This is a genomic window from Streptantibioticus rubrisoli, assembly GCF_024436055.1.
Taxonomy (GTDB): Bacteria; Actinomycetota; Actinomycetes; order Streptomycetales; family Streptomycetaceae; genus Streptantibioticus_A; species Streptantibioticus_A rubrisoli.
Map to the genome: position 1 here is coordinate 1 of NZ_JANFNH010000081.1, position 10,358 is coordinate 10,358.

At 70.6% G+C, this 10,358-nt stretch carries 8 protein-coding genes; 4 read left to right on the forward strand and 4 right to left on the reverse strand.

Annotated elements, in window-relative coordinates:
• Positions 1 to 40: 40 nt before the first annotated feature.
• Positions 41 to 1,351, reverse strand: a complete 1,311-nt coding sequence (locus tag NON19_RS32550; RefSeq protein ID WP_255932883.1) for an MFS transporter — start codon at positions 1,349 to 1,351, stop codon at positions 41 to 43.
• A gap of 82 nt (positions 1,352 to 1,433) precedes the next feature.
• Positions 1,434 to 1,811 (reverse strand): MarR family winged helix-turn-helix transcriptional regulator, encoded by a 378-nt coding sequence (locus NON19_RS32555; protein ID WP_255932890.1) that lies wholly within the window; start codon positions 1,809 to 1,811, stop codon positions 1,434 to 1,436.
• Between the two features lie 201 nt (positions 1,812 to 2,012).
• Here NON19_RS32555 and NON19_RS32560 point away from each other — a divergent pair, with 201 nt between their 5' ends.
• Positions 2,013 to 2,201, forward strand: coding sequence for a BrnA antitoxin family protein (locus tag NON19_RS32560; RefSeq protein WP_255932884.1), 189 nt, complete (start codon positions 2,013 to 2,015; stop codon positions 2,199 to 2,201).
• A 158-nt stretch (positions 2,202 to 2,359) separates the two neighbouring features.
• On the opposite strand, the gene NON19_RS32565 is transcribed toward NON19_RS32560, so the two are convergent.
• Complete coding sequence (locus NON19_RS32565; protein WP_255932885.1) at positions 2,360 to 3,817, reverse strand: NCS2 family permease; 1,458 nt, start codon at positions 3,815 to 3,817, stop codon at positions 2,360 to 2,362.
• Between the two features lie 204 nt (positions 3,818 to 4,021).
• Between NON19_RS32565 and NON19_RS32570 the strand changes: the two genes are divergently transcribed.
• The 3 genes from NON19_RS32570 (at position 4,022) to NON19_RS32580 (ending at position 7,226) form a co-directional block, all read left to right on the forward strand.
• The gene (locus NON19_RS32570; RefSeq protein ID WP_255932886.1) at positions 4,022 to 4,285 is read left to right on the forward strand and encodes a DUF2530 domain-containing protein; all 264 of its coding nucleotides are present in this window, start codon (positions 4,022 to 4,024) and stop codon (positions 4,283 to 4,285) included.
• A 305-nt stretch (positions 4,286 to 4,590) separates the two neighbouring features.
• Entirely contained in the window at positions 4,591 to 6,963 is a 2,373-nt protein-coding gene (locus NON19_RS32575) for a cation-translocating P-type ATPase (RefSeq protein WP_255932887.1), read from the forward strand.
• A gap of 17 nt (positions 6,964 to 6,980) precedes the next feature.
• Complete coding sequence (locus NON19_RS32580; RefSeq protein WP_255932888.1) at positions 6,981 to 7,226, forward strand: hypothetical protein; 246 nt, start codon at positions 6,981 to 6,983, stop codon at positions 7,224 to 7,226.
• A gap of 33 nt (positions 7,227 to 7,259) precedes the next feature.
• Here the strand turns inward: NON19_RS32580 and NON19_RS32585 are convergent, their stop codons facing one another.
• Positions 7,260 to 10,358 carry a sacsin N-terminal ATP-binding-like domain-containing protein gene (locus tag NON19_RS32585; protein ID WP_255932889.1) on the reverse strand — a complete coding sequence of 1,033 codons (3,099 nt, stop codon included), beginning with the start codon at positions 10,356 to 10,358 and terminating at the stop codon, positions 7,260 to 7,262.

The window sequence follows — 10,358 nt, forward strand, 5'->3', positions numbered from 1 at the left end:
GGTCGCGGCTGCGCTGTGGGTGTGTGGGTGGCGCTGCGCGTTAAGTCGGGGATTGCACGCGCCGCGCCGCGGTGTTGATGGCCAAGCCCACCAGTGCTGCCGCCGCTGCGGAGACCAGGCCGCCGCTCAGGAAGCCCACCCGGGGGCCGTATGTGTCGGTCACCCAGCCCACCAGGGGGCCGCCCAGCGGGGTGCCGCCGACGAAGACCATCATGAACAGGCTCATCACCCGGCCCCGCATCGCGGGATCCGTGCCCAGCTGGACCGTCGAGTTCGCGGTCGTGTTGACGGTGATCCCGAACGTACCGATCACCACCAGCAGCGCGACGAACAGGTACAGCGACGGCGTCACCGCCGCCAGCATCTCCAGCACCCCGAACACCACCGCCGCGCCGGCCAGCATCCGCAGCCGGGTCACCGCCCGTCGGGCGGACAGCAGCGCACCGGCCACCGAGCCGATCGCCATCGCGGTGTTGAACAGACCGTACGTACCCGCACCGGCGTGGAAGACCCCGTGGGCGAACGCCGACAGCCAGATGGCGAAGTTGAAGCCGAAGGTGCCGATGAAACCGACCAGCACGATCGGCCAGATCAGCTCCGGCCGCGAGGCCACATAGCGCAGGCCCTCGCGGAGCTGCCCCTTGCCGCGCGGGGTGAGCTCCACCTCGTGCAGCTCCTCCTTGCGCATCAGCAGCAGGCCGACCAGCGGGGCGCCGAAGGACAGGCCGTTGGCCATGAAGGCCCAGCCGCTGCCGACGGCGTTGATCAGCACACCGGCGACGGCCGGGCCGATCAGCCGGGCGGTCTGGAAGTTGGCGGAGTTGAGACTGACCGCGTTGCGCACGTCCTTCGGACCGACCATCTCCACCACGAAGGACTGCCGGGTCGGGTTGTCCACGACCGTCACCACGCCGAGCAGGAACGCGATGGCGTAGACATGCCAGACCTGGACATGGCCGCTGAGCGTCAGTACCGCGAGGGCGAGGCCGAGCAGGCCCATGGTCGCCTGAGTGACGAGCAGCAGCCGCCGCTTGGGGTAACGGTCAGCGATGACGCCGCCGTACAGCCCGAACAGCAGCATGGGCAGGAACTGGAGTGCGGTGGTGACACCCACGGCGGTGGCGGAACCGGTCAGGCTGAGCACCAGCCAGTCCTGGGCTATTCGGGACATCCAGGTGCCGGTGTTGGATATGACGGCACCGGCGGCGAACAGCCGGTAGTTGCGGTTCCGCAACGAGCTGAACATGTGCCGCTTCGCCGCCGTGGGTCCGGTCGGCTCGGTCGGCTGGGTGGTCGTCGTGATGGTGGGGTTCGATCCGGGTGCGGCGTCTGCTCCGGGGGCCGAACTCAAAGGAGTCTCTCCTTAGCTCGTAGCGACTGAAAGACGTTCCCGCTGTCTGCTGTCTAGCTGTCTGCTGTCTGCTGTCTGCTGTCTAAAGGTGTGCCAGCTTCTCCAGCACCGGTGCGGCTTCGCGCAGCGTCGCCCACTCCTCGTCGGTCAGCCCTTCGGCAAGCTGCGCCAGCCATACGTTCCGCTTGCGGCGGCTTTCGGCCAGCATCGCCTCGGCCTGTTCGGTCTGGCTGACCACGACCTGGCGTCGGTCCTCCGGGTGCGGGTCCCGGCGGACCAGGCCCTTGCCCTCCAACATGGCCACGATGCGGGTCATCGACGGCGGCTGCACATGCTCCTTGCGCGCCAGCTCGCCAGGCGTGGCGGAGCCGCAGCGGGCCAGGGTGCCCAGTACCGACATCTCGGTCGGGCTGAGCGATTCGTCCACTCGTTGGTGTCGCAGCCTGCGCGACAGCCGCATCACGGCCGCTCGCAGGGAGCTCACCGCGGCGAGGTCGTCCTCGGACAGTTCGGTCACGGTTCTTTAGATTATCTCATTACCTACTCTAACGAAACCCGGGGCGCAGATCACCAAACGTGACTGTGTGCGAGCCCACCCGTACGAGTGAGTTGCCCCCGGAAAGAGCGGCACCGTGCGACGGCCGCGGGCGACGGTAGATGCATGGGACCGCGTGGATCGAAAGTGCTCAGTGTGCGCATAGACACGGAACTGCTGGAGCGGATCGGCGACCATGCCGCCAAACGCGGAATGAGCGTCCAGGACTATGTCGTCCGGACGCTCATGCGCGATGACTTCGACGAGAGGTTCAAGGCCTCGGTGGACAGAACCCAGCGGTTCTACGCGGGCTAAGCGCTCCGCTGGGAGCGCGGCAATATGCCGTCGGTCGTCTACAGCACCGTTGTGGCTGGTCGCGCCCACGCGGCGGAGCCGCACATGAACTCAGCCCCGCGCCCCTTCGGGGCGCTACCGAACCGCAGCGGACCTCGCCCGATCCGCTTAGCCCACCGCTACGCCAGGTGCAGCGGAGGCATCAGGTAGTAGAACAGGAAGACCGCGGACACCGCGTAGAGCGCCACCGGCACCTCTCGGCCCCGTCCGACCACCAGCCGCAGCAGGCAGAAGGTCATGAAGCCCATGCCGATGCCGTTGGTGATCGAGTAGGTGAACGGCATGATCAGCATGGTCAGGAACGCCGGAATGGCGATCGTGAAGTCACTCCAGTCGATGTCCCCGATGCTGTGCGCCAGGATCAGGAAGCCCACCGCGATCAGCGCGGGAGTGGCCGCTTGGGCCGGGACCATCGTGGCCACCGGGGTGAGGAACAGCGACAGCACGAAAAGCAGCCCGGTGACGATGCTGGCCAGCCCAGTCCGCGCACCCTCACCCACGCCCGTGGTGGACTCCACGAAGCAGGTGTTGGCCGAGCTGGAGGTGGCGCCGCCGAGCGCGGTGGCGATGCCGTCCACCATCAACACCCGGCTCATACCGGGAAGATCACCCTTCTCGTCCAGCAGATGCGCCTCGTCGCTCACGCCGAGGATGGTGCCCATCGCATCGAAGAAGCCGGACAGCAGGACGGTGAAGACGAACAGCACACCGGTGACGATCCCCACCTGGTGGAAGCCGCCGAAGACACTGACCTTGCCGATCAGCCCGAAGTCCGGGGTGGAGACCGGGTTGCCCGGCCACTTGGGGACGGTCAGCCCCCACGAGGCGGCCGGGAGCTTGCCGACCGTGTCGATGACCAGAGCGAGCACGGTCATCGACACGATGCTGATCAGGATCGCCCCCGGCACCTTGCGCACGATCAGCGCGAGGGTGAGCAGCACTCCGAGGACGAAGATCAGCACCGGCCAGCCGTTGAGGTGACCGGTGGCACCGAGTTGCAGCGGAACCGTGGTGTGCGCAGCGTCCGGGATGCGCGAGACGAAGCCGGAATCGACCAGGCCGATCAGGAAGATGAACAGGCCGATGCCGATCGCGATCGCCTTGCGGAGTCCGAGCGGCACTGCGCTCATCACCCGCTCCCGCAGCCCGGTGGCGACCAGCAGCATGATCGCGAGACCGGCGAGCACCACCATGCCCATCGCGTCAGGCCAACTCATCTTGGGCGCGAGTTGCAGCGCCACCACGCTGTTGATGCCGAGCCCGGCGGCCAGCGCGATCGGCACGTTGCCGATCACACCCATCAGCAGGGTGGTGAGCCCCGCGGTCAGCGCGGTCGCGGTGACCAACTGACCACCGGCCAGGTGATGGCCGAACTTATCGACACCGCTACCGAGGATGATCGGGTTCAGCACGATGATGTAGGCCATCGCAAAGAACGTGGCGATACCGCCACGAATCTCCCGATAGACGCTGGAACCACGCTCGGAGATCTTGAAGAAACGATCCAGACCGTTCTTGGGAGCGTGCGGGGAAGCGGGCTTCGCGAAGCCGACCGGAGCGGTCGCCGAGCTGGGCATGAAAATCCTCGGGGCATGCGCGGCCGGGGCCGCTGGGTAGGGGTCCTCTCGAAGCCGACCGGATTTGGACATTCAGACGAAAGAATCCAGTCAGGCATAGGTCATTTCAGTATGAACCTATGAGCGAGTGATCGCTATCTCCGCGCGTAGATGCACGGCGGCCGGGTGCGTGGGAGCCGTCGGGGCGGGCCGTAGGCTGTGCGCATGACGAGGAAGTGGGCACCGCGGCACGAAACCCCTGAGCCGCTGGAAGCGAACGATGTCGCGATCGTTACCGGCGGCACGATCGTCTGGTTCGTCCTCTTCCTGGTACAGCTCCCCTTCTACGGCTGGTTCGCCGCCCGTGGGCACTCCTGGTGGATCTGGAGCTGTCTCGCTGGCGCTGGCCTTGGGGTGGTCGGCATCTGGTACGTGCGTCGGCGGCGCGAGGCGTTGCGGCGGGCCGCGGGGGCGCCTCCGGCGGGGTAGCGGGGCGCGGGGCGCCTCCGGCGGGGTGGTGGCCTGGGTTGCGGTTTGTTAGGACCGCCGGGCTCCGCCGTGGGGGTTGCTCGCCGTTGCGGCGGATTCATTTTTGGGGGCAAGCCCCAACCCCCCGGCTCCTTGGGGCGAGGCCGGAACCTCGGCTTCTTGGGGCCCCCAGCCCGGCTTCGTGGCGCAAGCCCCCAACCCCCGGCCCCTTGCGGGCGCCCCGTGCGCGGCTGAACAGGCGGCTGGTGGGGGTGGCCAGGGCGCTGGGCCGGGAATTTGTCCTTACGGCACGTAATGTCTGAGCCATGAGCGATCATGCCCGGGCCAGGCCGCCGCAGGCGAAGGCGTTCGGTCTCACCTCCGCCGAGGTCGCCGAACGCGCGGGGCGCGGGGAAGTCAACGACGTGCCCGTGCGCAGTTCCCGCTCAGCGGCGGACATCGTGCGGGGGAACGTCTTCACCCGCTTCAACGCGATCCTGGGTGTGCTGTTCCTGATCATCGTGGTGGTCGGGCCCCTCCAGGACGGCCTGTTCGGCTTTGTGATCATCGCCAACACCGCGATCGGCATCGTCCAGGAACTGCGCGCCAAGCAGACCCTCGACAGCCTGGCCCTGATCGGTGAGGCCAGGCCCACCGTGCGCCGGGACGGCCGTGGCGTGCCGCTGTCCACCTCCGAGATCGTGCTGGACGACGTGATCGAGCTGGGCCCCGGCGACAAGTGCGTGGTGGACGGCACCGTGGTGGAGGCCGACGGACTGGAGATCGACGAGTCACTGCTCACCGGCGAGGCCGACCCGGTGCCCAAGCGGCCCGGCGACCCGGTGATGTCCGGCAGCTTCGTGGTGGCCGGTGGTGGGGCGTTCACCGCCACCAAGGTGGGCCGCCAGGCCTACGCCGCCCAACTGGCCGAGGAGGCCAGCCGGTTCACCCTGGTCCAGTCCGAACTGCGCACCGGCATCAGCCAGATCCTCAAGTACGTGACCTGGATGATGGTCCCGGTCGCCGTCGGCCTGATCGTCAGCCAGCTGTACGTGGAGAACCACGACTGGCGGGAGGCCGTGCGCCGGATGATCGGCGGGATCGTGCCGATGGTCCCCGAGGGGCTGGTGCTGCTGACCTCGATCGCCTTCGCGATCGGGGTGATCAGGCTGGGCCGCAAGCAGTGCCTGGTGCAGGAGCTGCCCGCGATCGAGGGGCTGGCCCGGGTGGACACGGTGTGCCTGGACAAGACGGGCACCCTGACCGAGGGCGGGATGGACGTCACCGAGCTGCGGGTGCTGGACGGCGACGAGTCGTACGCGGCGAAGGTGCTCGCCGCGTTCGGCGCGTCCGACCCGCGGCCGAACGCCAGCCTCCAGGCGATCATCGACGCCTATCCCGACGGCTCCGACGACTGGCACTGCACGGGCACCCTGCCGTTCTCCTCGGCGCGCAAGTACAGCGGGGCGACGCTGCGGGACGCGCGCGGGGAGAGCCGTACCTGGCTGCTGGGCGCGCCCGACGTGCTGCTGCCGTCCGGCCATCCGGAGCTGGCCGCGGTGGACGAGCAGGGGGCGCGGGGACTGCGGGTACTGCTGCTGGCCCGGGCGACTCGGCCGCTGGATGATCCAGCGGTGGTGGAAGGGATCGCGCCGACCGCCCTGGTGGTGCTGGAGCAGCGGCTGCGCGCGGACGCCGCGGAGACGTTGCGCTACTTCGCCGAGCAGCGCGTCGCCGCCAAGGTCATCTCCGGCGACAACGCGGTGTCGGTCGGCGCGGTCGCCGCCAAGTTGGCGCTGCCGGGGGCGCACAGTCCGGTTGACGCGCGCCAACTGCCCGGTGGGCGGGATGAGATGGCGCACGTGCTGGAGAGCGGTTCGGTGTTCGGCCGGGTCACCCCGCGGCAGAAGCGGGACATGGTGGGCGCGTTGCAGTCGCGCGGCCACAACGTGGCGATGACCGGGGACGGCGTCAACGACGTGCTGGCGCTGAAGGACGCCGACATCGGGGTGTCGATGGGGTCGGGCAGCGAGGCGACCAAGGCGGTGGCGCAGATCGTGCTACTGAACAACAGCTTCGCCACGCTGCCCTCGGTGGTCGCCGAGGGGCGCCGGGTGATCGGGAACATCACCCGGGTGTCGAACCTGTTCCTGACCAAGACCGTGTACTCGGTGCTGCTGGCGCTCCTGGTGGTCATCTGGCGGGTGCCCTATCCGTTCCTGCCCCGGCATCTGACGCTGCTGAGCACCCTGACGATCGGGGTGCCCGCGTTCTTCCTGGCGCTGGCGCCCAACAGGGAGCGGGCCAGGCCGCACTTCGTGCGCCGGGTGATGCGGTTCGCGCTGCCGATGGGGGTGATCGCCGGGATCGCGACGTTCATCACCTATCTGATCGCCCGTCATCATTACCGTGGCGCTGGCGAGTTGGACGCCGAGACCAGCGCGGCGACGCTGACGCTGTTCCTGATCTCCCTGTGGGTGCTGGCGATCATCGCCCGCCCGTACACCTGGTGGCGGATCTGCCTGGTGCTGGCGATGGGCGTGTGCTTCCTGGTCGTGCTGGTCACACCGTGGTTGCAGACCTTCTTCAAGCTCCGGCTGGTCGGCACCGAGGCGCCGTGGACGGCAGTGGGCATCGCGGTGGCCGCCTCCACGGCGCTGGAGGTCGTCTGGCGCTGGGTCAGCCGCCGGGGCGACTGACCGTATGATCGCGGACCATGTCTTCCTATGCGTTCGCACGAACCGGGCATGGGGGCTTCCACGGGGGCTCTCACACCACGGTCACGCACACCACGGTCGTCCACCACACCTACGTCCATCACACCTACGTCCACCACTCCTACGGCTACTACCCCGGCGGCGGATTCGTGCCGTGGTGGGCGTCGCTGCTGATCGTGCTGGCCGTCGTGGCGATCGTGGTCGCCGCGGTCTGGTACTACCGGACGAGGGGCGCCCGCGCCTGACCCCGCCGCGGACGGCGGGGTCAGGGCGGTCTCCTAGTCGAACCAGCGGGCCTGAGCCAACTCCTCGGTGCGGGACGGGTCTTCGAGCAGCGCCGCCACCTCGAAGCGGCGCTGCCACTCGCCCGCCGCCCAGGCCAGGCCCGCCGCGACACCCTCCAGGGTGGCGGCGTGCAACACGCCGTCCACATAGCGCCAGTCGAGCTCGACGCCCGGCTCGACGAGCAGTTCGTCGTGCTCCAGGTACGACTCCGGCGCGTCCGGCAGCAGTTCGCGCACCTCGTCGGGCACCTGGTGTGGCTCACCGTGGCTGGTGACCGGGGCCGCGAACTCCTCGCTGAGGCGGCGGGCCTGGAAGAGTTCGGCGAGGTCGTCGGCGAACCGGGGACCGGCGGGGAGCAGGGCGCGCCCGGTGGCCAGCGGCATCAGGTCGGGAGCATCGGCGACCAGTGCCTCGCCCGCGTCCACCACCGTCACCACGCCGTCCCGCACCGCGCGCAACTCGTCGGGCAGGGTGACCGTCTCCGGGGCGAGCGCCGACAACCGCGCGTACAGCCACCGCAGTTGGGCGGAGGTGACCGGGCGGGACGGGTCGGCCAGCCGGGACAGGAGCTCGGCGGCGCCGCCGGGCTCGTCCAGCAGCGCGTCGACCGAGGTGCGCACCCCCAGCGCCCGCAGCACCTGCTCGTCCACCGACGAGGTCTCCGCCTCGTCGTACAGCCCGGCGAGCAGCGGGTCTCCCCCGGCCGCGCGCAGGCCCACCGGGCGGCGGCCGTCCAGCACCGGGTGGTCGCGCAGCCACCAGGCGGTGTACGGGCGGACGCTGCGGGTGGTGCCGTCCGGTAGCAGCACCCGGACCGGCGTGGTGATCGCGTCGCGCAGCGGCGGCTGGGCGAGCAGCGCGAGGGCCTGCGGCCAGGCGTCGTCGTCGACCAGGTCCAGGTCGCGCACCCCGACGATCTCCGTGGCGACCGGCGGTACGTCGGTGTCCGGCAGTTGGTCGAGCACGTCCTCGCACCACACGTCGACCGCGTCCAGCAGGCCCGGGTCGTCGGGTTCGGCCCACTGGCCGTCGCGCGGTTCGAGGTCGTCGGGGTCGAGGACCACGTCGCTGGCGCGCACCAGCGCGAAGGTGGCGAGCACTCCCACGGCGGTCAGCGGCTGTTGGCCCCAGCGGTCCGCCAGCTCCGGGTCGCACGGCGCCATTTCGTCCGCACGGATGACCTGCTCGAAGGGGCTTCCCGGGTAGACGAGTTCACTCGCGGGGGTGAGTTCGCCCTCATCGTCGGGGAGTGCGAGGGCGCCGAGCCACGGCTCGTCACCGGGGGCCAGGTCCGCGTCGCGCACCAGGGTCAGCACGAGGTCGGCCAGCTCCTCGGCGTCCAGGGTGCCGGACTCCTCGTCCCAGATCTCGTCAGCGTCAAGGGAGTTGGCGACGGCCGCCCGCACCTGCGGGGTGGTCAGCACGGCGCGGGGCGTGGCGGGGGTGGCGCCGAGCTTCTCCAGCAGCGGATGGGCGGCGTCGGGGTGGGCGACCCGCAGGCCGAGCCGGGTCAGGCCCTCCGGCAGCGGGGTGGCGCCGGTGGGCAGCAGGATCTGGCGGGGGCCGACGACGGTACGGCCGTCGGTGAGCGGTACCGGCAGGCCGCTCAGCCGGTCCGGGTCGGTACCGGCCAGGGCGTCGTAGAGCCGGTGCCACCAGCTCGCGGGGCGCTCGGTGCCGGACAGCCGGTCGATGGCGTCGCCGAGCGGGAGGCGGGCGACGCCCAACGTCCGTAGTTCCACGCGGCGTTCGAGCCCGGCTGGCAGCAGGCCGGGGAAGACCTCGGCCAGTACGTTGACGGTCTCGGCGTTCGCGCCTTCCAGGAGCTCCGCGCGGTCGGGGCGCAGCGGGTGCGGCTCCTCCTCCGTTTCGGAGACGGGTTTGGCGGCGGGCAGGAACGGTGTGTGCGGCAGTTGGCGCAGCAGGTGGGCGCGGAGCGTGCCGTCCAACTCGCCCTTGCCGAGCGGGCCCGGTACCAGGTCGATCACGCCGGTGGTCGGCGGACGCCAGTCGCGCAGCAGCTCGACGTAGGCGTCGGCGGCCCGGGCGGCGATGAACTCGGCCAGCGGGCCGGGGGCGACATGGCGCCGGGTGGGGTCGAGCGGGAACGAGGCGATCAACAGCGCGGGCAGGCCCAGCGGTTCGTCGGTCGGCGTCGGCGCGTGCACCACGGGTACGGTACGGGGCCGGGCGGGCGCACCGTCCATGCCGACCGGCACGGCCCAGGTCACCGACCAGGCGGGACGCAGCCGTTCCTCGACGGGGCGGCCTTCCAGGAGTTCGGGGGCGAGCGGGCCGCCGGTGGCGGTGACCCGCCAGCGGGTGGTTCCGGTGGCGCTGTCCTCGATGATGACGTCCTCGCCGTGCTGGCGGCGGGTGAGGGTGCGCGGCTCGCCGTCCGGCGTCTCGATCACGATCTCGGCCAGCCCGGGAAGGGTCAGCAGCAGCGCGTCGTCCACACCGGCGAGCAGGTGCTCGGTCAGGTCCTGGGCGGCGCCGTCGCGCAGCGGCAGCACGACGACGGTGTCATAGCCCTCGGGGGCCACTCCCTCGGCGGCGAACGGCAGCCGCAGCAGCGGTACCTGGCCGTCGCGGCGGCGCAACTCCTCGGCCAGGCCCGGGGTTTGGGCCGCCGCCCGCGCGGTCAGGTCGCGGGCCTCGGCCAGGGACCAGCGGACGCCGCCGGTGCGGCCCACCACGGCGGGCTCGTCGCTGACCGCGAGGACGGCGCTGAAGCCGACGCCGAAGCGGCCGACGGACGTCTCGGCCTGGTCGCGTTTGGCGGAGGCGCGCAGGGTGGACAGCGATTCGACGCCTGCCGCGTCGAGGGGCGCGCCGGTGTTGGCGGCGGCCAGTACGCCCTGGTGGAGGGTGAGGCGGAGGCGGCCGGGGACTCCCGCGCGCAGCGCCGCGTCGGCGGCGTTCTGGGCGAGTTCGACGACCAGGCGGTCGCGGTAGCCGCCGAGCGCGAGGTCCTCCTCGGCGTTGGCGTCCTCGCGGAACCGGGCCGGGGACGCCTGCCAGGCGTCCAGCACGGTACGGCGCAGGCGCTCGGTGCCGAACGGGTCGGCTCCGGCCTGCGGTTCCTGCAC